Raw genomic sequence first — 21,679 nt, 5'->3', positions numbered from 1 at the left:
GGATCAGGCCAGGACGGCGGGCGCGGCGGCGGGCTCGGGGGCGCCCGTGGGAGGGGCGGCGGTCAGGGGGGTGAGCTGCTCGATGTCGTAGCGCTTGCGCAGCGCGGCGATGGCGTCCTGGTCGATGTCCGGCCCCGAGTTGAGGATCTCGAAGAGCTCCTCGAAATAGCGCTCGTGGTCCGGCGGGGGCGAGGCCTGGAAGAACATCCGCGCGGGGTCGGACGTGGGGTTGGCGAACGCGTGCGGACAACCGGGCGGCACGACGATGAGCGTGCCCGCCGTGGCCCGCACACAGCGCTCGCCGCTCGGGGATTCCCACTCCCGCCAATTGCGGCGGGTCCGGACGCGGGGCTCGAAGGCGAGGACGTCGAGCTCGCCTTCGAGCACGTAGAAGAGCTCCTCGCTGCGGGTGTGCAGATGCGCGCCGACGTCGAAGCCCGGGGGGACGACGACCTCGAAGCTCGAGGCCGCCCGCGAGTGCTCCCCGGTCACCTTGAACGTCACCTGCTGGGCCGCCGTCACGAGGGTGCGCCCCGCGCCCGGGGGGACGATGAGGCCGTCCGGAGAGCTGGTGAGAGTCATCGTGCGCGGCCTTTCGGGATGTTCACGAGGCGAGCGGATTCGATCGTGGTCATCGGCGTGCACTCCTCGTCGTGAGGCGGACGCGAGCGAGGCGCGGCGGGGATCCCCGCGTCGGGCGCTCTCTCGGCAAATGATCCCCGACTCCGGGTGACGGCCACAGGCCGAGCCCGGAAAATCACCCGTCCAGGGCACGGATTCGAAAAGAAACCCTCCGCTTCCCGGTACGCCGGGCACGGCGCCGGATCCCTCTCCAGCCCGTCTTACGGCACGTCTAGAGTGACGGCATGGACGCCTTGGGGGATCTGTTGCGTGGGGTACGGGCCGACGGCGCCCTGTTCGGCCGGTGGACGGTGACGGCACCCTGGTCGCTGCGCTTCGCGGACGGGGCCCCACTGACCCTGTGCACGCTGGTGCGGGGGACGGGGTGGCTCGTACCGGCCGAGGGCGAGCCGCGACTGCTGCGGCGCGGTGACACCGCGCTCGTGCGCGGGCCCGCGCCGTTCACCTTCGTGGACGCGCTCGCGACCGCACCCGCGGACGCCACCGGCCACGGCGCCGAGCTGGTCTCCGGTGCCTACCGCTCGGAGTCCGACATCGGCCGGCGCCTGACCGGTGCGCTGCCGCCGGTGCTGATCGTGCCCGACGAGGGCGAGCCGGAGGGCTGCGGCGTGCTCCACGAGTTCATCGCGGCCGAGGTCGCCGCCGACAAGCCGGGGCAGCAGTTCGTGCTCGACCGGCTGATGGACTGGATGCTCGTCTGCACCCTGCGAGCGTGGTTCGAGCGCCCCGAGGCCTGTCCGCCCGCGTGGTACCGCGCGCTCGGCGACCCGGTGGTCGGCACGGCGCTGCGCGCGATGCACGACGCGCCGGCCCGGCCCTGGACCATCGCCGCGCTGGCCGCCGGGGCGGGGGTCTCCCGGGCGTCCCTGGCCAAGCGGTTCACGGAGCTGGTCGGGGAGCCCCCGCTGGCGTATCTGACGGGGTGGCGGATGACGCTCGCCGCCGAACTGCTGGCCGAGCCGGAGGCAACGGTCGCCGGGGTGGCGCGGCGGGTGGGGTACGCGGACGGGTTCGCCTTCAGCGCGGCCTTCAAGCGGGAACGCGGCCTCAGCCCGAGCGCGCACCGCGCGACCCGGGCCGAGGCGGACCGCGAGCGGGTCGGCGTCTGAGGCCACCGGCCCGCACCGCCCTGGACGCTCGGACATCCCGTCGAGCGTTTCGGCCATGGCCCGGCGGCAGGCCCGGCGGGGAAGCTCGGGGCATGACGAACGAACCGGTATTGGTGATCGGCGGCACGGGCAAGACCGGCCGCCGCGTGGTGGCAGGGCTCAAGGAGCGCGGCGTGGCCGTGCGGGTGGCGTCGCGCAGCAGTGAGCAGCGCTTCGACTGGCTGGACGAGAGCACATGGGGCCCGGCGCTGGAGGGCGTCGGCGCGGTGTACGCGGTACCGCTGGAGGGGGTGGCGGTGAGCCGGTCCTTCACCGGGCTCGCCAGGAGAAGCGGGGTCGAGCGCATCGTCCTGCTGTCGGCCCGTGGGGTGGACGTGCCCGGCTACTACGAGGACGGCGCGGCCGCGGACGAGGAAAAGAGCGAGGAGAAGAACGAGGAGAGGGCAGCCGGGGAGGAAGCCGGCGTCGCGAGCCATCTCCAGGGCGAGCACGCGGTGCGGGACTCGGGGCTGGAGTGGACGATCCTGCGCCCGGGGTGGTTCGCCCAGAACTTCAGCGAGGGGCTGTTCCTGGACGCGCTGCTCGCGGGCGAGCTGAGACTGCCGGTGGCGGACGGCGCGGCGACCTTCGTCGACCTCGAGGACGTCGCGGCGGTCGCGGTGGCGGCGCTGACCGAGGACGGGCACGCCGGGCAGGTCTACGAGATGTCCGGGCCCCGGGCGGTGAACCTGGAGACGGCCGTCGCGGAGATCGCCGGGGCCACGGGCCGCCCGATCCGCTATGTGCCGGTGACGGTCGACCGGTTCACGGCCGAGCTGAGGCAGGAGGGGCTTTCGGCGGAGGACGCACAGCTGTGGGCCGCGGCCCTGAACCCGATCCGCCGGGGCCTGGAGGCCAAGGTCTCCGACGGCGTGCGGCGCGCGCTGGGCCGGGACCCGCGCGACTTTGCGGAGTTCGTCAAGGACGCGGCCGCCGCCGGAGCCTGGCGCGGCTGACGCGCCCCCGCCGATCCGGTCGCGCCCCCTCGGCCGTTTCGGCCCACCCCGTTCGCGGGACCTCCGGGCGTGGCGCGGCGGGGGAAAGGGGCGCGCTCCCCGATCCTGTCGGCGCGGATGCCGCGTCACGGGATGGGAGTTCTGCGTGGAGAACGGGATCACGGCGACGGCGCGGGGGGCCGCGTGAGACGGCTGTGGGTCGCCGTCCTCGCGGCGCTGACCGTACTGGGGATGTCGGGGCCGGCGAGGGCCCAGCACACGGTGGGCGGGCGTTCCGCGCTCGCGGCGGTCACGCCGATCGTGGCGGCCGACCAGGCCACCCGGTCGGTGTACGTGCTGGACGCGGAGCGGACGCGGTGGAACGCCGAGGGGCCGGGCGGGGGCGTGCTGTGGTCGTGGCGTGCCGACGGCCGCGCGGACCTCGCCGATCTGCGGCCCGCGGGTTCGTGGACGAACCCGAGCGAGGCCAAGCTGCGGGAGATGGACGGCCGGCGGTATCTGCTGACCACGGCGTCCGGCGGGCTGGCCGCCGTGGTGCGGTATCCGGAGGGCACGTCGTACTGGGCGGCCGACACCGGCTCGGGCAACGCGCACAGCATCGAGCTGCTGCCGGACGGGAACGTGGCGGTCGCGGCCAGCAAGGGCGAGTACGTGCGGTTGTACGCCGCGTCCCGCAGCACGCGGGCCACCGAGTACACCCAGGTGGCCCTCGCCGGGGCGCACGGTGTGCACTGGGATCCGCGCAATGAGCTGCTGTGGGCGTTGGGCGACCGGGAGCTCGTGGCGCTGGCGGTGGGCGGTACGCCGGACTATCCCGCCCTCACGGTCGTCCACCGCCGGACGCTGCCCACCCGGGGCGGTCACGATCTGGCCCCGGTGCTCGCCTCGCCCGGGCGGCTGTGGGTGACGACGTCCTCGGCGGTGTACCAGTACGCGACCTCGGAGCGGCAGTTCGTCTCCTACCCGCTGCAGTCCAGGATCAGCGGGCGGTCGGTCAAGAGCGTCGGCGACGATCCGGTCACCGGGCAGGTGCTGGTCGCCCGGCCCGAACCGGGCAACCCCTGCGTCTGGTGCACCTCCACCCTGACCCTGTACCAGCCCGACGGGACCCGCACCCTGCTGCGCGGCGGAATGTACAAGGCCCGCTGGTGGACCTCCTACCGCAGCTGACGGCCCCTGGCGGGCAGTCGCCCGGCCGCTAGCGTGCTGCCGGGCGGGAGACCTCTTCCGTCAGACGGGCACGGACGTCGGCGGTGGCGTCGACGCTGTCGGGCACCTGCTCCCACAGGGCGAGCAGGGCGGGTGCCAGCCGGCGGGCGCGCTCCCCGCTGTGCTGCCAGCAGTAATGGGCCCGCTTCAGCGCGGCGAGGGCCTCGGTGTCCGCCGGGCCGCCCCGGGCGAGCCGGTTCGCGGCGGCCGACATCCACAGCTCGGCGGCGCGCGGGTGGTCGCCCGCCAGCCGGGCGAGGTCGGCGCGCACCTCGATCCACAGCCGGGCTTCCGCGCTGTCCGTGCCGTGCCGGCGCAGCGTCTGCTGTTCCCAGGCGGCGGCCATGTTGGCGGCCTCGTTGTGCCGGCCGGCGTGGGCGGCGGCGAGGATCCGCGGCAGCGGGTCGTCGTCCGGCCGGCCGGTGGGTTCGGGGACCCCTGGCGTCGGGGGCGTCGGGGGCGTCGCGGCCACCGGGGGCTCGGGGGCGACGGGCGCGGGGGACCCGAATCCGGGCACCGCCGGGACGGGCGCGGGGCGCCGGACCGCGGGGGCGGCACAGGGGTTGGTGAGGACGGGGCCGAACGCGCCGTGCTGGAAGGCCACGACGCCCTCGGGGAGGGTGACCTGGGCGAGGGCCTGGTGGTGGACGTGGGCGGGGTCGAGCGTGGGCCCCGCGGTGGGATGCCCGGTGCGCAGGGCCGCGAGGAAGGACCGGGTGTACGGCCCGGCCTCCAGGGGCGCCTTGGGCGCGGCGGGGGTGATGACGCCACAGGCGGGTACGCCCGCCGCGAGATGTCCTTCGCGGGCCGCGGCGGCCACGTGGGGCAGGGCGTGGGCGTCGGCTTCCGCGTCGATCACGAGCAGTGTCGGGCCGGGGTGGTCGCGCAGGGTACGGGTGAGCCATTCCCAGGGCAGTCCGGTGTAGCGGACGGTGGCGGGGGTGCTCTCCCGCAGGGCCAGGTGCAGTTCGGTGCTGCGGCGGGCCGGGATCATGAGGTGGCCGGTGACCCAGACCAGTAACGGCCCGGTGCCGGTGACGGCGTGCTGGAGGTAGGCCAGGACGCTCTGGGGCCCCGCCATGGCGGGAAGCTGCACCACGTCGGCGGACGCGGCGGCGAGGAAACCGCGGGGGTTGGCTCCGGCGATGGCGTGCGCGGTGGGGTTGGGCAAGGCTCCCCGCCGTCTGTCCGGGGTGCCGTCCAGCAACAGAACACAACCATGAGCGGGGTGGTTCACTGCGCGCTTCCTTCCGGCTGATGCGGGTCCCGCGCCGTCGCGGCGGGTACGGGCAGCCCTTGTGGCACGGGCTGCCCCTGTGGCTGGGTACGGGGGTCGGGTGCTCGGGCCGCCGCGGGTGGTGACCGCGGGCGCCCGTCACCGACAGGCGGGGCGGGGCCGGGCCCTGTCCCCGGCGACGTCCGGTATCTCCCCGTCGGCGAGGTCCGGTGGCGGGTGCCGTCGGCGCGGCCCGCGGCGGGGGTGGCCGGGCGGCCGGACGGCCGCCGGCCCGGCGGGCCCGTTCAGGACCACTTCCGGGCACCGGGGCGGCCCCGGCGCTCCTCGGTGCGGATCCGGCGCTCCTCGGCGGCCTTCTTCACACCTTCGGCGCGGCGCTCGGCGTAGCCGTTGGGTTCCACGACGTGGAAGCACTGGCCGCAGACATAGCCCCCTTCGGGGCCTTCGATCACCGGGTTCAGGCAGTCTTTGCACAGCATCGCGGCAGCATTCGTCTGGGGGATGTCGGTGCCGTCCATTATTTCCCGGCCGCGCCGCAGTTGTTGCACGACCAGCCGCCGTCGGACCCCTGGATCACGGGCGCGCCGCAGTGTGTACAGTTCACCGGATTCCCCTCCCCCGCCGGCCATCATGGCACCCGAGGGCGCCTGCCGGAAGCGTGACCGGCGCAGCCTTTCGGCGTGTGGTGGTCCCCGCGCCCCGGTAAGCGCCCGTACGCCCGTGGTCGGCGCCTTTCCGTCTCCTGTGCTTCCGTCACCCCCTGTCCCCGACTCGCCCAAGTCGCCCAGAGATGCCCCAATAAGTCATATAGGCGTGCAGCTCACTGTCGGCGAACCGGGAGTCGGAGCGATGGGGACATACGGAGGCAGGACCGCTGTGGCGGCGCTCGGGATAGTGCTCGCCGTGGCGCCGGGGTGCGCGCCGGGCGGGGACGCCGACGGGCGGGCGGCACGGGGACCGGGGGCCACGCAGGCGGCGCGGGGGCAGCGCGGATTCACCCTGCTGGCCTCGGGGGACGTACTGCCGCACGATTCGGTCATCCGGCAGTCGAAGCGGGACGGGGAACGGTCGGGCACGGCGTACGACTTCCGTCCGATGTTCGCCGGGGTGAAGGACATCGTCTCCCGCGCCGACCTGGCGATCTGTCATATGGAGACGGTGTACGGGGAGCGGTCGGGGCCGTTCAGCGGCTGGCCGGCGTTCGTCTCACCGCCGCAGGTCGCGCGGGCCCTGAAGGAGGCGGGCTACGACTCCTGCTCGACGGCCTCCAATCACACCCTGGACGCCGGGAGCGCGGGTGTGCGCCGGACGCTGGACGCGATGGACGCGGTGGGTCTGCGGCACACCGGTTCCGCGCGGTCGGCGGCGGAGCGGGCCCGGGTGAATCTGCTGCGGGCGGGGCCGGCGAAGGTGGCCCATCTGTCCTACACCTACGGCACGAACGGCATACCCGTGCCCGAGGGCAGTCCCTGGGCGGTCAATCTCCTCGACGAGGACCGCGTCGTCGAGGACGCCCGGGCCGCCCGGAAGGCCGGGGCCGACGTCGTCGCGGTCTCCCTGCACTGGGGCACGGAGTGGCAGCGGGACCCGGACGAGCAGCAGCTGGCCCTGGCCGAGCGGCTCACCGCCGCCAGGAGCCGCGGGCGCCCGGACATCGACGTCATCCTCGGCACGCACAACCATGTGCCGCAGGCCTACGAGAAGGTGCGCGGCACCTGGGTGGTCTACGGGATGGGCGACCAGCTCGCGGGTGAGATGTTCAATCCGCGGGGCGTCCCCGACGGGCGGGGCAACCAGAGCTCGCTCGCGCGCTTCACGTTCGCGCCGCCCGCGAAGGCGGGCGGGCGCTGGACGGTGACGAAGGCGGAGTTCCTGCCCCAGCTCACGGACCAGGGCCCGCCGTTCCGGGTGATCGCCCTGGGCCGGGCGGTGCGGGAGCGGCCGGGCCGCGCGGACCTCGCCGACGCCCGGGAGCAGATCCGCGAGGCGGTGCTGTCCCGGGGCGCGGCGAAGGACGGCCTGGTCATGGGCGACTGACGTCAGCCCATGGCGGCCCGGGTCGCGGGGGTGTCGTCGAGGACGCTGCGGTTGACGCTCCTGCAGAGGGGGACGTTCCCGACGGCGCCGACGTACTTCGCCGCGACCCAGGTGGGGCGGGCCCGCAGGAGGTACCAGTACTCGTTGCCGCCGATGTTCTGCGCACGGACCTTGCAGCGCAGGGCGATCGGCGCGCGGTGCTTCAGCGGGCGGCCCGTCACCTTGGAGTCGATGCTCGGGTACGCGCGCTCGTTGACGCCCGAGGCTGCTGTGACCGTGCCGCTCGGCGGCACCGGCACCGGTGCCGACTGGGCCGGTCCGACGGCCAGCAGCGGGGTGGCGAGCGCGACGGCCGCGAGCACGCCGCGGATCACGAGTGTCCTGGACATGGGAACTCCCTGCAGTGCGAAGTGGATAACGCTATGCCCAGTTTCCGCGCTGCTTGTCCCGATAAACCGGGACAAGGAATTCCGGCCCTTCCGGGTGATCAGCCGATCGGGTGGCCTCACTTCTTGGCGCGGCTCGGCTGGACCCGCTTCGGCTCGCCCTTCATCTTCGGGTGCTCCGGCGGGTAGGGTAGATCGCCCAGATCGTGTTCGCGCTCGTCGCGGTCGGCCAGTTCGAGCGCGGCCTCCAGACCGCAGGCCTGGTCGTCCATGTCGGCGTGCACGTCGCCCACCTCGGCGAACCGGGCGGGCATGGTGGCCAGGTCGAAGTCCTCGGGCACGGCGCTCGGGACCTCCTCCCAGCGCAGCGGTGCGGAGACCGGGGCGTGCGGGCGCGGCCGTACGGAGTAGGCACTGGCGATGGTGCGGTCGCGGGCGGTCTGGTTGTAGTCCACGAAGATCTTGGCGCCCCGCTCCTCCTTCCACCAGGCGGTGGTGATCCGCTCCGGCGCCCGCCGCTCCAGTTCCCGGGCGACGGCGATGGCCGCGCGCCGCACCTGGACGAAGGTCCACCTCGGTGCGATGGGGACGAAGACGTGCAGTCCCCGGCCGCCGGAGGTCTTGGGCCAGCCGGTCAGTCCCAGCCCGTCGAGCACGTCGCGCAGTTCGAGCGCGGCCCGGACCGCGTCGGCGTAGTCCGTGCCGGGCTGGGGGTCGAGGTCGATGCGCAGCTCGTCGGGGTGCTCGGTGTCGGCCCGCCGCACGGGCCAGGGGTGGAACGTGAGACAGCCGAGGTTGGCCGCCCACAGGACGGCCGCGGTCTCGGTGGGGCAGATCTCGTCGGCGTGGCGGCCGCTGGGGAAGGAGATACGGCCGGTCGGGATCCACTCGGGAAGGTTCTTGGGTGCCCGCTTCTGGAAGAACGACTCGCCCTCCACGCCGTCGGGGTACCGCTCCAGCGTGGTGGGCCGGTCCCTGAGCGTGCGCAGGATGCCGTCACCGACGCTCAGGTAGTAGCGGGCGAGGTCGGCCTTGGTGAACCCCCGCTGGGGGAAGTAGACCTTCTCCGGGTGGGACACCCGCACCGTCCGCTCGCCGACGGTGAGCTCCAGCGAATCTGCCATACCGTCACGCTAGGCCGCACGGGCGGGCGGCGCCCGTCGGCGGGCGCGAGAGCCGTCGCACCCGCACAATCAAGATCATGGACCTTCCGGTGATGCCTCCGGTACGGCCGATGCTGGCGAAGTCCGCGGCGGCCATCCCACCGGGCATGAGTTACGAGGCCAAATGGGACGGCTTCCGGGCCATCGTCTTCCGGGACGGCGAGGAGATCGAGCTCGGCAGCCGCTCGGGCAAGCCGCTGACCCGCTACTTCCCCGAACTCGTGCGCGGGCTGCGCGAACAGCTGCCGCCGCGCTGCGTCCTGGACGGCGAGATCGTCATCGTCCGGGGCGGACGGCTGGACTTCGACGCCCTGTTGGAGCGCATCCATCCGGCCGATTCCCGGGTACGCCATCTGGCGGAGACCACCCCCGCGAGCTTTGTGGCGTTCGATCTGCTGGCCCTCGGCGACGCGTCGTTGCTGGAGACGGCGCAGCGCGCCCGCCGCGCCGCGTTGGAGGACGCGCTGCGCGACGCGGCCGACCCGGTGTTCGTCGCGCCCGTCACCGAGGACATCGCCGTGGCCCGGGCGTGGTTCGAGCGGTTCGAGGGCGCGGGCCTGGACGGGGTCGTCGCCAAGCCGCCCGGACTCCCCTACCGGCAGGGCGAGCGGGTCATGGTCAAGGTGAAGCACGAGCGCACCGCCGACTGCGTGCTCGCGGGTCTGCGGCTGCACAAGAGCGGTCCGGTCGTCGGTTCGCTGCTCCTCGGCCTGCACGACGACGCGGGCCGGCTGCAGCACGTCGGGGTCTGCGCGTCCTTCCCCATGCGCCGCCGCCAGGAGTTGATGGGCGAGCTGGAGCCGCTGCGGATGCCCTCCGCCGAGGGCCACCCCTGGGAGCGGTGGGCCAGCGAGGAGGCGCAGGCCGCCGACCGGTTGCCCGGCGGCCCGAGCCGGTGGACGGGCAAGAAGGACCTGTCATGGATCCCGCTGCGCCCGGAGCGGGTGTGCGAGGTCGCCTACGACCACATGCAGGGCGACCGCTTCCGCCACACCGCCCAGTTCCGCCGCTGGCGCCCCGACCGGGAGCCGCGGGAGTGCACCTACGCGCAGTTGGAGGAGCCGGTCCACTACGACCTGGCGGAGGTGCTCGGCGGATAGCGGGCGAGGAGCCGAACCGCCGGCCGGGGCACCGTGCTGCCCGTTCGGCGCAGTTCCGCGCGACCTGACGGATCGACACGTGTAAGCGTGGAGGAACGGACGAGGACCATGTGAAGAGCGGAAGGGTGGGGTTCATGCCCAGGGCACATACAGCCCGCTTCATCACCGGAGCCCGGCGCGGCGCCGTCCTGTTCGCCTGCGCGTGCGGCGTGTGCCTGCCGTCCTGTGACGGCCGGGCGGCCGCGGCGAGCGCCACGGACGGCCCCGACTCCCCGTTCTGGGTGGAGCCCACGGGCCGGGCGGCACGGCAGGTGCGGGTGTGGCAGGAACGCGGCCGGGAACAGGACGCGGCGGTGCTCCGGCGCATCGCCGACCAGCCGACGGCCGTGTGGATGCCCGGTGACGGCCGCGACCCGAAGGAGCAGGTGGAGCAGGTCACCCGACAGGCCGAACAAGCGGACAAGGTGCCGTTGCTGGTGGCCTACAACATCCCGCACCGTGACTGCGGCCAGTACTCCTCCGGCGGCGCCAAGGACGCGGCCCACTACCGGGCCTGGCTGGACAGTGCCGCGGCGGGGATCGCCGAGCGCCGGGCGTGGGTGGTGCTGGAGCCCGACGCCATCGCCCAGTGGGCGTCGGGCTGTGTGACCCCGGAGGTGGCCAAGGAGCGGCTCGGGCTGCTGGGCGAGGCCGTACGGAAGTTCAAGGCCAACCCCCGTACGTCGGTGTACCTCGATGCCGGCAACTCCGGCTGGATCTCCGATCAGCGGCTGCTGGCGGGTGCGCTGGAGAGGGCGGGGGTGTCGCAGGCGGACGGATTCGCGCTGAACGTCTCCAACTTCCACACCACCCCCGTCACCCGCGCGTACGGCGACAAGCTCTCGGACCTGCTGGGCGGGGCGCACTACATCATCGACACCAGCCGCAACGGCAACGGTCCGCTGCCTCCGGAACAGGACAAGGCCACCGGCGGCAACGGAGCCGAGTCGTGGTGCAACCCCCCGGGCCGGGCCCTGGGCGCCGCGCCCACGACGCACACCGGCGCGGCGCGCGTCGACGCCTTCGTCTGGGTCAAGCGCCCCGGTGAGTCGGACGGTTCCTGCCGGGGCGCCCCGCCGGCCGGTCACTGGTGGGCCGACTACGCGCTGAAGCTGGCGCGCACCAGACCGACCGCCCCCGCGAAGCCGGCCGCGCCGCAGCCCGTGCAGGTCGAGAAGCCGGTGCCGGTGCTGAAGCCGGTGGTGCAACCCGTGACGCCGCCCGCGGTGATGCCGCCGGCCGCCCCTGCCGTCACCCCGGCGGCTCCCCCGGCCCCGCACCCGAGCCCGCAGACAGCGCCGGCCCCCCTCACACCGGCGAAGTAGCCACCGGCCGCGCCGGCCCCGATGACGTCGCCCGCGCGGCGGGGATGCCCGTCACACAGCCGACCCGGTGCCCGGCAACAGCTCGGGCACCGGGTCGGGTACGGCTCAGCGGACGCGCACCCACGCCGCCTCGGACGGGGTGCCTTCCCGGTCGGTCAGGAAGACCATGTACCAGCCGGCCGGCACCAGGGACGGATCCTTCGGGATGGTCACCGACAGGCCGTCGGCCCGGGCCGTCGCCTGCAGGGCGATGGAGCGCTGCTCGACGTCCGTGGCGTGGGTGACCGCGCTCGGGCGCATCAGCCGGACCGCCGCCACCTTGCCGGGGGCCGGCGTGGGGAGGGTGACGGTTCCGCCCCGCTCCGCCTTGAGCGGTCCCGTGCGCAGGGCCGGGCGCTTGTCGCGGTAGAGGTACGGCGGGGTGTAGACCTCGATGCGCTGCTCGAACACGCCGGGCCTGGTGTCGTCCTCGTCGGCGAAGAGCGGATTGGAGCCGAACACCGCGATCCGCCCGTCGGGCAGCAGCAGAGCCTCGGAGTGGTAGTTGCGGCCCACGGTGGGGGCGGCCATGGTGTCGAACGCCTTCGCCCGGGGGTCGTAGAACTGGGCACCCAGGATGTCCGAACCGCGCTTGCCGCGGTAGTCGCGTGAGCCGCCGGTGGTGAAGACCTTGTCGTCGGGGGTGAGGACGGCGTTGAGGTAGCGGGTGCCCACCGGCAGGTCGGGACCGGAGGTGAAGGCGGGGTTCTCGGCCTTCAGGTCCGCCACCGCGGTCCGCTTGGTGGCCTCGCGGGACTCCCCCACCCCGCCGCCGCCCAGGATCATCACCTTCTGGTCCTGGGCCGGGGGCAGCAGCACCGAGGCGGAGGTCTCGGTGAGCTGTGGGTCCCGCAGGCCGGGGACGGGGGTGAAGGTGTTCTCCTCCACGTCCCACACGCCCGGCTTGCGGCCCTTGTCGGCCGGGCCGTAGCCGGCGTTGGAGCCGGAGTAGAAGAGCTTCCCGCCGTTGGTGAGGAACAGCGCGGGGTAGGTGGGGAAGTACTGCTGCGGCGCCGGGCCCCAGGTGCGGGTCTTCGGGTCGTAGATCTCGTTCTTGCCCGGGATGATCTCGCCCATGTCGTCCAGGCCGGAGACGGACAGCACCCGGCCGTCCTTCAAGCTGACCAGGGTCGGGTACCAGCGGGCCTCCTCCATCGGGTCGACCGTCACATACCGCTCGGTGACGGGATCGAACTCGTAGGCCTCCTTGAGGCCCTGGAAGTCCTTCTTGTCCAGCCCCAGTTTCGTCGCGAGCCCGTAGACCATCTGGGCGTCCTTGCCCCGCAGCCCCTTGACCTTGTACTGGTCGGCGGTGTTGGCGATGCCCTCCTCGCCCTCGACGTCCGACTCCACGTACACCCGTGCCTGGGACGCGCTGACGACGACCTTCTTCGGGTTCTCGTCGGTCTCCTCGGTCACCGTCTTCTTCGCCCGCGGCACCAGCACCGGCAGCTGCGAGCGGTACCGCTTGCCGGTCGAGCCCTCGAAGACGGTGCCCGCGGGCAGGGTCCGGGGTTTGTCGGGGTCCTCGTTCTTCACCATCATCCCGCCGCCCGCGCGCGTCACATCGCCGGTCAGCTTCTCGTAGCGCGCGGTGCCGCCCGCCACCAGCAGCTTTCCGTCGGGCAGCTGCGCGTGCCCCGCGCAGAACATGTCCTTGGGGGTGTCGATCTCCTTGAAGGTGTCCTTCCGCGGGTCCCACAGCACGCTCTGGAAGGTCCCCGCCTTGAAGTTCTTCTCGTCGTTGCCCGAGCCCGCGATCAGCAGCACCTTGCCCGTGTGCAGCAGGGCCGCGTGGATCGCGTTGATCCTGAACTTCTCGGGGACGTCCACCAGGTCCCAGTGCCCGTAACGGGCCTTGTACGACTCCTGGTTGATGGTGTATTCGTGCCAGGCCCGCTCCGCGAACCCGGCGGCGGCCGGGGCGTTCGCCGCGACGAGCGCCGCGACCGCCACCGCGCCCAGCGCCGCCTTGCGTGTCTTCGTCTTCGGGTAGACCTTCACCACACCACCCACATCCCATCCGTCGCATCAGCACTCTCGGCGCCACCGCCCTCTCGGCACTGCCGCGCCGTACGTCCGTACCGAGGACCGCCGCCCGTGCCGGGCGGCCTCCGTTCACACCGGGCTGCGCTGCTCCACCGGGAGGGACGACCCGGCCTCCGCCTCCCCGGCCACCGCCGGATCCCCCGCCGCCACCGCCGGCTCCGCCCCGCGGCGGGCCCGCCAGCGGTCCCGCAGCAGACCCGCCTGCCATACCCCGAGCGGCCCGAGGGCGGTCAGCATGGCCAGCCCCGCCCAGATGCGCATGGCCGTGTGGGCGTGGCTCAGCACCATCGACGCGGCCAGCGACAGTCCGAAGACCCCGACCCACACCAGATGGGTGCGGAAGGTCGCCAGGCAGTCGGGGCTGGCCGAGTCGCCCTTGGGGGTCACGACGAACCGTGAGCGGCGCCGCAGCAGCGCCTCCCCCAGCGCCCGCGCGTACAGCGGGGCGGAGAGGGCGGACATCACCATCCCGGCCGCGCCGGAGGACCCGGCCGGCTCGTGCGGGCTCACGTTGTGGCGCCGGTTCCACATGTACAGCCCGACCTGGAGCGCCGCCGCGTCGCTGTAGAGCATCAGCCACACCTGGGACTCCACGTTGATGCCCGCCGCGCCCAGCCCGAGGAACAGCACGCACGACACGGCGCCGAGGAACCAGTTGAGCGCCGCCATCGGGTAATACGTCACCATCAGCGTGTAGTTGAGTGCCCGGCCGGGCGACAGGCGCCAGACCGCCCGGCCGTACTGCTTCAGCAGCGTCTCGAACGTCCCGCGCGACCAGCGCAGTTGCTGGGAGAAGAAGTCCGTCCAGGAGGACGGGCCCTCGCCCACGGCCAGCACGTCGGGGGTGTACACCGACCGCCAGCGGCGGCCCGTGGCGGGGTTGCGGCGGCGGTGGATCTCCAGCCCCGTCGCCATGTCCTCGGTGATCGAGTCGTAGAGCCCGCCGATCTGGCGCAGCACGCTGATGCGCACGCAGTTGCTCGTGCCCACGAACATCGGCGAGCCGTAGGCGTTGCCCGCCCGCTGGATCAGCGCGTGGAAGAGGAACTGCTGGCTCTCGGCGGCCTTCGTCACGGCCGCCGTGTAGTTGCCGTAGACCTGCGGGCCGACCACGAAGGCCACGTCCGGGTCGCGGAAGTAGCCCATCATGCGCTGGAGGAAGTTCGGCAGCGGCACGTGGTCGGTGTCCACGCAGGCCATGAACTCGTAGTCGTGGCCGTGCGCGTCGAGCCAGGCGTTGTAGTTCCCGTGCTTGGTGCGGGCCCGGAAGCAGCCCGACGGCTGGTTCCAGCGCACCGTCCCCTTGCGGGAGAAGTGCCGTACGCCGAGCTGTCGGCACAGCGCCTTGACCTCGCGGTCGTCGCCCTCGTCCAGCAGCCAGACATCGAGCACCCCGTCGTGCTCGATGCGCACCGCCCCCTCCAGCGTGGCCTTCACCATCTCCAGGGGTTCCTTGCCGGGGACGAAGCTCGTCAGGAACGCCACCCGGGTGCCCGGCTGTGCCCGCACCGGCACCGGATCGCGGGCGACCCAGGTCGCATGGGCGTTGGAGAGGACGTTGACCACTCTGAAGACCTCGATCAGCCCGATCGAGATCAGCATCGCCGTGTCCGCGGCGCGCCCGATGGGGCCGACGTACTCCCGGTGCGCCCAGTGCCCCGGCCACAACAGCCATACCAGCAAGCCCATAGACACCAGCGGGGCCGCTCCCACGAGCAGCCCGATCCCCCACCCACTGCCGGATTCCCGGTCCAGCAGCCGCTGGTACCGCACCCGGTACACGCCCTTGGGCGGCTCCGTCAGCTCCCCCGCCAGCCGGCTGAACCCCTCGTAGTCATAGCCCGCCGGTCCGCTCGCCCCGTCCGGCTCCGCCACCTCGGGCCCGCCGGGGCCGCCCGGCCCCGCTCCCCCGGAGCCCGGCCCGCCGGCGCCGGGGGCACCGGGGCTCCCCGGGCCCGCCGGGCCCGATCCGCCGGCGGCTCCGCCCGGGCCGGGAACGCCGCCGGGCGGCCCGCCGGACGCGACGGCGCCGGCTGAGCCGCCCCCGGCCGCCTTGCCGTCGACGGGCCGGCCGCCGGAAGCCTTGTCACTGGACACACTCGCCACCGCGCACCCATCGGTGGCCGCCAACCGGGCTCCACTCGCCGAAACCGTCACCACACACCCCCAGCCGCACAAGGACACGGGAACTTTGCATGACTCGAATAAATCGCATAAATCGCTGCATCAGCCCTGAAAACCTAACAAGCTGACTCTCTGATCATCTGACAATCTGCATGCAACACACCGTCAGGCCACCCACACAGACCACACGGGACCCGTACCGGCCGAGGGTCGCCCCAGGTCGAGGTAGGCCGCTGGTAGTACGGCGGTAGGCCCAGATGACGTACGGCTTACGGCCGAGGCGCGCAGGCGCGTTGCGTCGATAGCGTCCGGGGATGACGAACATGCCACCGGCGCGCAGTGCCGAGCAGCGGAAGTCCGACGTGCTGGAACGGCTGGAGAAGGACCAGGACGCGTGGGTGTCCACGGCGGACCGCGACGGCGGGCCGCTGCTGGCCCCGCTGTCCTTCGTCTGGCACGACGGCACGCTGGTGATGTGCACCCGCACCACCAACCGCACCGCCCGCAACCTCGCGGCGAACGGCGAGGCCCGCATCGCCCTCGGTCACACCCGGGACGTGATCCTCATCGATGCCGACGCCGAGACCGTCGCCGGGGCCGACCTCCCGGCCGCGGCGGCCGACGCCTTCGCCGCGAAGCTGGCGTGGGACCCCCGGGAACGCGACACCTGGGTGTACCTCCGCTTCCGGCCCCGTCGGCTCCTGGCCTGGCGGGAGGAGAACGAGCTGGAGGGACGGGAATTGATGAGGAACGGGGAGTGGCGGGTATGACCCGGCACCCGCCGGGTCGGACCCGGCGGGGCGTGCCCTAGAATTGAAGAATTCTTCAATTCACCAGGTGCCTGGGTCATCAGGCGTGCCGCTGGGGGGCTGTGGTGAGTGCGTTCGCCGAAGCGATGCGGGAGCGGGTGCGCGACGCGCGCGCGGCCCTGGAAGCGGCACAGGCCGACGGCGACGCCTACGCGGTGGCCATGGCCGCCGACGAGCTGGACGACGCGCTGCGGCTGGCCCGGGCGCACGGCGTCGACACCGGCGCCGCGACGGATCCGGACGAGGGGCGGGACGGGCGTTGATCGGGGTGCGGGTGCCGCTCTACCAGGCGAAGGCGGAGTTCTTCCGGATGCTCGGGCACCCCGTGCGCATCCGGGTGCTGGAGCTCCTCCAGGACGGGCCGATGCCGGTGCGGGACCTTCTCGCCGCCATCGGGATCGAGGCCTCCAGCCTCTCGCAGCAGTTGGCCGTGCTGCGTCGCTCCGGCATCGTCACCGCCACCCGCGAGGGCCCCACCGTCGTCTACGCCCTGGCGGGCGGGGACGTCGCGGAGCTGCTGGCGGCCGCCCGGCGGCTGCTCACCCAGGTCCTGACCGGCCAGGAGGAGCTCCTGACGGAACTGCGCGAGGCCGAGCGGCCGGACGCCCCCTGACACCACCCGCACCGGCGGCCGCCACCCGGCCGCCGCAGCACAGCACAGCACGACGACTGGAGAGCAGCAGTGACCGACGACCCGGCCGGGCAGGCCGCGCCCCCGCGCGACCTCGGCGCAGGCAGTGAGAAGTACAAGGAGAAGGCCGTGGCCTTCCGCGTGCTCATCTACGTCGTCGTCAGCCACCTGCTCGCCGGCTTCATCTGGCTGCTCTTCTACCTCGGCGAGCACGCGCCGAAGTAGCACGCGGCCCATCCGGCCGTCGGCCGGGAGCGCCGCCGTCATCCTCCTGGGCGACGGCGCATATGCCCGACTTCAGGCCGAAATCACCCTTGCCCTTGACGCCCAGGGGTTCCGGCCGGGGGGCGCGGGGTCGGCGGCGGCACCGTGCCTCGTGCACGCGTGCAGGGTGCACGCGGCATATTCCGCCGGTGTTCTTGTCAACTTGGCAGGTCAGAACATTTCTCCGACCTCCGGCGGCAGGGTCCGCCGCCCCTCGCGCTGCTACTGTCGCGCGTCATGGAGCAGCTCTTCACCCCTGATGAACGTGCCCGTATCGAGGCCGCTGCGCGAGAGACCGGCCACTCCCCGCGCGATTGGGTGCGCGCGGTCGTTCTGCACCACCTCGACAGCGGGGACTTCGAGGAGACCGATACCGCGCACGGCGCCCTCGCCACCCGCGCGGAGCACCCCGGACCGTACCGGCCCGGGCTCGAGGACGCCCTCTGGCTCGTCACCACGCACCGCCGGTCGGGCAGGCTCCTGATGGAGCTGCATCACGCGGGCTGCTGGGTGCCCAAGGGCGGCGAGGACGCCATGACCACCGCGGAGGCCCGCGACCAGCTCGCGTCGGACGGCGCCCGGCCCTGCGACGCCTGCCAGCCGCAGAGGTTCCTCGCCCGCTACTGAGGGCCCGCCCCGCACCGGTACCGGCCCCTCCGCTTCTCCTGCACTTCTCCTGCGGCGTTGTGGCGCGAATGCACCAATTATGCTGTCCACGTCAAGATCATCAAGTGGCGTGGCGGGGGATGTGGAACATGAACATAGGGACGCGGCTCACCGGGTGGGCGACGCTGATCGCCGCCTACGCGGCCGTGGTGGCCGGTGTGATCCCGTTCCGGGAGCTGCCGCCCAAGCGGCAGCAGCTGTGGCTGCTCGCCCTGGCCGCCGGCTGCGCCCTGTGCTGGATATGCGTCTCCTGGCTGGTCACGGCCAGAAGGCGGGCGGTGTCACGCAAGCGGGTCACGCGCAAGAAATACGGGCCCCGGTCCTCGCGCCTGGTGTGCTGGGTACTGGGCTTCGGCATCGCGCTCGCCAGCGGAGCCGCGCTCTGCCAGGGGGTGGGGCCGGACGGCCCCTACGGCGAGTGGCTCGCGAAGGTCGGACAGGCCGACGGCGCCACCCACGACGTCCGCATCCAACGGATCGTCGGCGAGCCGCGCTCCACGGGCGTGGAGATCAACGACGTCGACGAATACGCGTCGGCCGTCGAGGTCGTCCTCCCCTTCGACTCGGGGTCGCGGCGGGTCACCGTCGAGAACGTGCACACCCCGGGCATGCCGGAGGTGGGCCGCACCGTGCGGTTGCTGTACGCGCCGAGCCGGCCCGACCTCGGGGTGCGCGAGACGCCGGACAATGACATCGGCACCTTCGTCGGCCGGCTGATCGCCCTGCCCGCCATCTGGGTACTGACCTTCGCAGCCGGGGTCGTCACCGGCATGGTGCTGCACCGCAACGAGTCCGGCGTCCGCTCCGCCCGCCGGTTCACACCCCGCGTCCACCTGCCGGCGGCAGCTCTCCTGGCCTGTGGCGCCGGGCTGGTCCTGCCGCTGCTCACCGGGTTCCCGGCGACGGGCACGGGCTGGGCCCTGGCGGCGGGCGCCGCCACCACCCCCTGGCTCGCCCTGGTATGGCTGTTCAGAACGGCCGGAAAGGCCCGCCCGAGCTGAGGCGGACAGGGCCCGGACCGCGCAAAGGCCGGTGCCGCACCGGGAGTTGCCGGTGCGGCACCGGCCGAAGCGACCGGCCGCCAGGAGTCGGGCGGCGTCGGCGCGAGGTCAGCCGCTCTTGCGACGGAAGTTGCGCTGGCCGCCCGCCTTGCCGTGGGTGCCGTGGATCTTCGAGCCGTCGCGGTTCTGGCCGTTGGCACCACCCGCGGTCTTGCCCTGCTTGCGCTCCAGGGCCTCCCGGAACTTGCGCTTGACCGCGTCCTCGGTGCCCTCGGCACCCTCGGTGGTCGCGTCCTGCGGCACGTTGTTCTCTGTCATGAAAACCTCCTGGTCGGTCATACCGGTTAGCGACAGCTTGGCACACCGGCGCCACCACCATTCCCACGCCAGGTCCCACGCCAGGTCCCACGCCAGGTCCCACGTCAGGTCCCACGTCAGGCGCCCGGAGACCCCGGGCTCCGGCGCCGGGCACCGGCGAATCCCCCGCACGCCGTTCCGTCAGCGCACGATCAGGTCGCCGTCGGGCAGATCCTCCACCGTCACCACGCTCCCCGGCGTACCGAGACCCTCGGCCACGGCCGCCGCCAGCCCCTCCGGATCGGGCCGCGTCGGATACGGAACGGCCTCGCCGTCGCCGTAACTCTCCACGGCCTTGGTGAAGTAGCCGGGGTGCCAGGCCCCGACCGCGCCCTTGACCTCGACGGCACCGACGGCCCGGCCGCCCACCTGACGCCTCAGTGCCGCGAGGATCGCGTCCGACCGGTATTCACCGGGCACCTGGAACAGGCTGGCGTGGGCACCCGCCTTGCCGCCGTCGCGCAGGCGGACCGTCACCGTCAGACAGCTGGTCACACTGGGGTAGACGATCGTGCCACCCGGGCCGATCTCCTTAACCTGCCCCTCGGTGATCCGGACCGTCGCCGTCCGGCCGTCCGATACGGCCGTCCCGCCACCGGGGCCGGTCGCCGCCCCGGCCGGGAGCGCGCCGGCGCCGAGCTGGAGGGCCAGCACCGCGGACCCGACGAGCAGCACCCTGCCGCCGGCCGCCAGGAGCGGGGCGGCTCGGAGGCCGGACGGGCCGGCTGTCGACCGGGGCGGGGACGGGCAGGGTCGCGGTGCGCGCTGTTCGGGCACGTCGCTCCTTGGGACGAGGAGATAACCGACGCCCCGCTCGGCCCGCGAAAGGGGCCGCGCCCGGGCGGTCGGGCCGCGGACGGCGGCCCCGCACATCCTAGGAGCAGCGGGCAGCCTGAAGATCATCAGGTGGGGCGGCAACCGACCCGGCGCTGTCCCGGCGCCGTCAGACCGCCGGGGCGTCCGGGCCGAAGCGGCTGCGGACCGCGGTCTGCACCTCGGCCTCCTCCGCCGGATCAGCGGCGAGCCTGCGCAGCTGCTCGACGACGCGGGCATCGGCGGTGGTGGCGTGGTGCGCGGCGAGCTCGCGGGTGGTCTCCTCGCAGTCCCACAGGCACTCGACGGCGAACCCGGTGGCGAAGGAGGGGTCCGTCGCGGCGAGCGCCCGGGCCGCCCGGCCCCTCAGATGGGAGGAGGAGGTCTCGCGGTAGACGTGCCGCAGGACCGGTGCGGCGCAGGTGATCGCGAGCCGCCCGGCGCCGTCGACGAGGTCCCACAGCACCGGTGCGTCGGGGCCCTGGGCCCGCACGGTCCGGCGCAGGGCGCCGAGGACGAGCGCGGCGTCGTACTGGGCGCCCCGGCAGGCCAGCATCCCCGCGGCGGCGGCGCCGAGGGCGTCGGTGCGGTGGATCCAGGTGCGGGCCCGCTCCAGGGCCGCGGTGCTGCGCATGCGCCCGAAGGCGGTGACGGCGGCCTCCGCGACGAGCTCGCGGGGATCGTCGGCGGCGGCCTCGATGAGATCGAGGGCCTGGGGGTCGTGGTGCTCGGCGAGGTAGCGCAGCGCGGTGGCGCGCGCGGCGTCGGGGGCGTCGGCCGCGGCCTCGATGATCTCGACCCGGTCCTCGGGCCCGGCGACCGCGGTGAGGCAGCGGGTGGCGGGCACGTGGCGGTGCTGGGTGGGGTGGAGGGACAGGCCCTGCTGCGCCCAGTCGAGGACCTCGCGGACGCTCCAGCCCGGCCGCGGGCCGGTCGGCCGCAGCTGGCGCTGCCAGCGGTCGAAGGAGCCCTGTTCCCGCGCGGCGCGCACCCGGGCGGCGGTCGCGGGGGCGTGCGGGTCCTCGGCCCACAGCCGCCACGGGCGGGGCTCGAAGGCGTCCCGCACGGCGGTGGCGAGCGCGGACTCGCCCTCGGGCGTGCGGGGGAACCGGGCGACGATGATCTCGCCCAGGGCGGCCAGACCGGCGTCGTCGTCGCGCAGGGCGAGCTCGTCGAGGGCCCAGGACCAGTTGCCGCCGGCGGTGGCGTAGCGGCGCAGCAGCAGGAGGGCGTCGTCGCGGCCGTAGGAAGCGAGGTGGCCGAGGACGGCGAGGGCGAGGCCGGTGCGCTCCTCGGCGGTGTCGAGCAGGTCGTCCGGGGCGAAGAGGTGCTGCTCGATCTCCTCGAGACCGCCGTCGAGGTCCAGGTAGAGCCGCGCGTAGTAGAGGGAGCGGTTCTCCACCTGCCAGTCACACCGCGGATCGCGGAGCACGCAGTGGTGCAGTGCCGCGAGCGCCTCGGCCCGCGGCGCCGCGAGGGCATGCAGGGTCCCGTCGCCGCGGCCTCGCTGAAGGAGGCCGAGCAGGGTGCCGCTGGGCGCTATGTCTGGATCGAACATGGGGTCAGCATCCGGTGCGGGGAGTCGGCTGGCAACGGGATTTCCGTCGTCCGGCATTCTTGCCGGTGTCCACCTGGGCTATGCCTGGTGAACTGGAGGAACTCGAGGTCTTCCGAGCGCCCGCAG

22 protein-coding genes are annotated in these 21,679 nt (G+C 73.4%); 12 read left to right on the top strand and 10 right to left on the bottom strand.

Translation table 11 applies throughout. From position 1 onward, the window contains the following. Positions 1–3: 3 nt before the first annotated feature. On the bottom strand, positions 4–582 hold the full coding sequence (locus JO379_RS30645; RefSeq protein WP_130880941.1) for a cupin domain-containing protein: 579 nt from the start codon (positions 580–582) through the stop codon (positions 4–6). Positions 583–866: 284 nt separating this feature from the next. Here JO379_RS30645 and JO379_RS30640 point away from each other — a divergent pair, with 284 nt between their 5' ends. From JO379_RS30640 to JO379_RS30630, 3 genes are all read left to right on the top strand, one after another. Further along, positions 867–1,751 (top strand): AraC family transcriptional regulator, encoded by an 885-nt coding sequence (locus tag JO379_RS30640; protein ID WP_130880942.1) that lies wholly within the window; start codon positions 867–869, stop codon positions 1,749–1,751. Positions 1,752–1,843: 92 nt separating this feature from the next. Next, positions 1,844–2,746, top strand: coding sequence for an NAD(P)H-binding protein (locus JO379_RS30635; RefSeq protein ID WP_130880943.1), 903 nt, complete (start codon positions 1,844–1,846; stop codon positions 2,744–2,746). Between the two features lie 183 nt (positions 2,747–2,929). Further along, the gene (locus tag JO379_RS30630; RefSeq protein WP_130880944.1) at positions 2,930–3,916 is read left to right on the top strand and encodes a DUF6528 family protein; all 987 of its coding nucleotides are present in this window, start codon (positions 2,930–2,932) and stop codon (positions 3,914–3,916) included. 28 nt (positions 3,917–3,944) lie between these two features. On the opposite strand, the gene JO379_RS30625 is transcribed toward JO379_RS30630, so the two are convergent. Continuing rightward, on the bottom strand, positions 3,945–5,126 hold the full coding sequence (locus JO379_RS30625) for a hypothetical protein (protein WP_130880945.1): 1,182 nt from the start codon (positions 5,124–5,126) through the stop codon (positions 3,945–3,947). Between the two features lie 350 nt (positions 5,127–5,476). Next, on the bottom strand, positions 5,477–5,671 hold the full coding sequence (locus JO379_RS30620; protein WP_130880946.1) for a hypothetical protein: 195 nt from the start codon (positions 5,669–5,671) through the stop codon (positions 5,477–5,479). A gap of 370 nt (positions 5,672–6,041) precedes the next feature. On the opposite strand from JO379_RS30620, the gene JO379_RS30615 reads away from it, so the two are divergent. Beyond that, a complete protein-coding gene (locus tag JO379_RS30615; protein WP_209517991.1) occupies positions 6,042–7,229 on the top strand; it encodes a CapA family protein in 1,188 nt (395 codons plus the stop codon). Between the two features lie 2 nt (positions 7,230–7,231). On the opposite strand, the gene JO379_RS30610 is transcribed toward JO379_RS30615, so the two are convergent. After that, on the bottom strand, positions 7,232–7,618 hold the full coding sequence (locus JO379_RS30610) for an SH3 domain-containing protein (protein WP_130880948.1): 387 nt from the start codon (positions 7,616–7,618) through the stop codon (positions 7,232–7,234). A 116-nt stretch (positions 7,619–7,734) separates the two neighbouring features. Continuing rightward, complete coding sequence (gene ligD, locus JO379_RS30605; RefSeq protein WP_130880949.1) at positions 7,735–8,739, bottom strand: non-homologous end-joining DNA ligase; 1,005 nt, start codon at positions 8,737–8,739, stop codon at positions 7,735–7,737. 77 nt (positions 8,740–8,816) lie between these two features. On the opposite strand from ligD, the gene JO379_RS30600 reads away from it, so the two are divergent. Next, a complete protein-coding gene (locus JO379_RS30600) occupies positions 8,817–9,878 on the top strand; it encodes an ATP-dependent DNA ligase (protein ID WP_130880950.1) in 1,062 nt (353 codons plus the stop codon). Between the two features lie 134 nt (positions 9,879–10,012). Continuing rightward, positions 10,013–11,242 carry a glycoside hydrolase family 6 protein gene (locus tag JO379_RS30595; RefSeq protein ID WP_130880951.1) on the top strand — a complete coding sequence of 410 codons (1,230 nt, stop codon included), beginning with the start codon at positions 10,013–10,015 and terminating at the stop codon, positions 11,240–11,242. Between the two features lie 105 nt (positions 11,243–11,347). On the opposite strand, the gene glxA is transcribed toward JO379_RS30595, so the two are convergent. Further along, entirely contained in the window at positions 11,348–13,285 is a 1,938-nt protein-coding gene (glxA, locus tag JO379_RS30590) for a radical copper oxidase GlxA (RefSeq protein ID WP_130881873.1), read from the bottom strand. A gap of 114 nt (positions 13,286–13,399) precedes the next feature. After that, complete coding sequence (locus tag JO379_RS30585; RefSeq protein WP_242626445.1) at positions 13,400–15,205, bottom strand: glycosyltransferase family 2 protein; 1,806 nt, start codon at positions 15,203–15,205, stop codon at positions 13,400–13,402. Positions 15,206–15,768: 563 nt separating this feature from the next. Between JO379_RS30585 and JO379_RS30580 the strand changes: the two genes are divergently transcribed. The 6 genes from JO379_RS30580 (at position 15,769) to JO379_RS30555 (ending at position 18,825) form a co-directional block, all read left to right on the top strand. Next, positions 15,769–16,224 (top strand): pyridoxamine 5'-phosphate oxidase family protein, encoded by a 456-nt coding sequence (locus JO379_RS30580; protein ID WP_207304024.1) that lies wholly within the window; start codon positions 15,769–15,771, stop codon positions 16,222–16,224. Positions 16,225–16,328: 104 nt separating this feature from the next. Beyond that, on the top strand, positions 16,329–16,526 hold the full coding sequence (locus tag JO379_RS30575) for a hypothetical protein (protein ID WP_209517987.1): 198 nt from the start codon (positions 16,329–16,331) through the stop codon (positions 16,524–16,526). Between the two features lie 5 nt (positions 16,527–16,531). After that, entirely contained in the window at positions 16,532–16,876 is a 345-nt protein-coding gene (locus tag JO379_RS30570) for an ArsR/SmtB family transcription factor (protein ID WP_130881875.1), read from the top strand. Positions 16,877–16,945: 69 nt separating this feature from the next. Then, the gene (locus tag JO379_RS30565; protein ID WP_165451656.1) at positions 16,946–17,119 is read left to right on the top strand and encodes a DUF6126 family protein; all 174 of its coding nucleotides are present in this window, start codon (positions 16,946–16,948) and stop codon (positions 17,117–17,119) included. Positions 17,120–17,395: 276 nt separating this feature from the next. Continuing rightward, a complete protein-coding gene (locus JO379_RS30560) occupies positions 17,396–17,785 on the top strand; it encodes a DUF6233 domain-containing protein (protein WP_130880954.1) in 390 nt (129 codons plus the stop codon). A gap of 128 nt (positions 17,786–17,913) precedes the next feature. Then, entirely contained in the window at positions 17,914–18,825 is a 912-nt protein-coding gene (locus JO379_RS30555; RefSeq protein WP_209517984.1) for a hypothetical protein, read from the top strand. Positions 18,826–18,933: 108 nt separating this feature from the next. Here the strand turns inward: JO379_RS30555 and JO379_RS30550 are convergent, their stop codons facing one another. The 3 genes from JO379_RS30550 to JO379_RS30540 form a co-directional block, all read right to left on the bottom strand. Beyond that, entirely contained in the window at positions 18,934–19,143 is a 210-nt protein-coding gene (locus JO379_RS30550; protein ID WP_165451657.1) for a DUF5302 domain-containing protein, read from the bottom strand. Positions 19,144–19,323: 180 nt separating this feature from the next. After that, on the bottom strand, positions 19,324–19,959 hold the full coding sequence (locus tag JO379_RS30545; protein ID WP_307842190.1) for a hypothetical protein: 636 nt from the start codon (positions 19,957–19,959) through the stop codon (positions 19,324–19,326). Positions 19,960–20,125: 166 nt separating this feature from the next. Then, positions 20,126–21,553: a HEAT repeat domain-containing protein gene (locus tag JO379_RS30540; RefSeq protein WP_130880956.1), complete on the bottom strand. Its 1,428-nt coding sequence runs from the start codon at positions 21,551–21,553 to the stop codon at positions 20,126–20,128. Positions 21,554–21,679 lie beyond the last annotated feature (126 nt).

Source organism: Streptomyces syringium (genome assembly GCF_017876625.1).
Lineage (GTDB): Bacteria > Actinomycetota > Actinomycetes > Streptomycetales > Streptomycetaceae > Streptomyces > Streptomyces syringius.
The sequence above is the reverse complement of the archived record's forward strand: the minus strand, read 5'-3'. Positions and strand labels throughout refer to the sequence as shown.

What these genes read in the sequence shown, in the direction of transcription:
- JO379_RS30615 (WP_209517991.1), top strand. Translation starts at nt 6,042, where the DNA reads ATGGGGACATACGGAGGCAGGACCGCTGTGGCGGCGCTCGGGATAGTG.
- JO379_RS30635 (WP_130880943.1), top strand. Translation starts at nt 1,844, where the DNA reads ATGACGAACGAACCGGTATTGGTGATCGGCGGCACGGGCAAGACCGGC.
- JO379_RS30550 (WP_165451657.1), bottom strand. Translation starts at nt 19,143, where the DNA reads ATGACAGAGAACAACGTGCCGCAGGACGCGACCACCGAGGGTGCCGAG.
- JO379_RS30640 (WP_130880942.1), top strand. Translation starts at nt 867, where the DNA reads ATGGACGCCTTGGGGGATCTGTTGCGTGGGGTACGGGCCGACGGCGCC.
- JO379_RS30560 (WP_130880954.1), top strand. Translation starts at nt 17,396, where the DNA reads ATGGAGCAGCTCTTCACCCCTGATGAACGTGCCCGTATCGAGGCCGCT.
- JO379_RS30580 (WP_207304024.1), top strand. Translation starts at nt 15,769, where the DNA reads ATGACGAACATGCCACCGGCGCGCAGTGCCGAGCAGCGGAAGTCCGAC.
- JO379_RS30610 (WP_130880948.1), bottom strand. Translation starts at nt 7,618, where the DNA reads ATGTCCAGGACACTCGTGATCCGCGGCGTGCTCGCGGCCGTCGCGCTC.
- JO379_RS30555 (WP_209517984.1), top strand. Translation starts at nt 17,914, where the DNA reads ATGAACATAGGGACGCGGCTCACCGGGTGGGCGACGCTGATCGCCGCC.
- JO379_RS30620 (WP_130880946.1), bottom strand. Translation starts at nt 5,671, where the DNA reads ATGCTGTGCAAAGACTGCCTGAACCCGGTGATCGAAGGCCCCGAAGGG.
- ligD (WP_130880949.1), bottom strand. Translation starts at nt 8,739, where the DNA reads ATGGCAGATTCGCTGGAGCTCACCGTCGGCGAGCGGACGGTGCGGGTG.
- JO379_RS30600 (WP_130880950.1), top strand. Translation starts at nt 8,817, where the DNA reads ATGGACCTTCCGGTGATGCCTCCGGTACGGCCGATGCTGGCGAAGTCC.
- JO379_RS30595 (WP_130880951.1), top strand. Translation starts at nt 10,013, where the DNA reads ATGCCCAGGGCACATACAGCCCGCTTCATCACCGGAGCCCGGCGCGGC.
- JO379_RS30645 (WP_130880941.1), bottom strand. Translation starts at nt 582, where the DNA reads ATGACTCTCACCAGCTCTCCGGACGGCCTCATCGTCCCCCCGGGCGCG.
- JO379_RS30540 (WP_130880956.1), bottom strand. Translation starts at nt 21,553, where the DNA reads ATGTTCGATCCAGACATAGCGCCCAGCGGCACCCTGCTCGGCCTCCTT.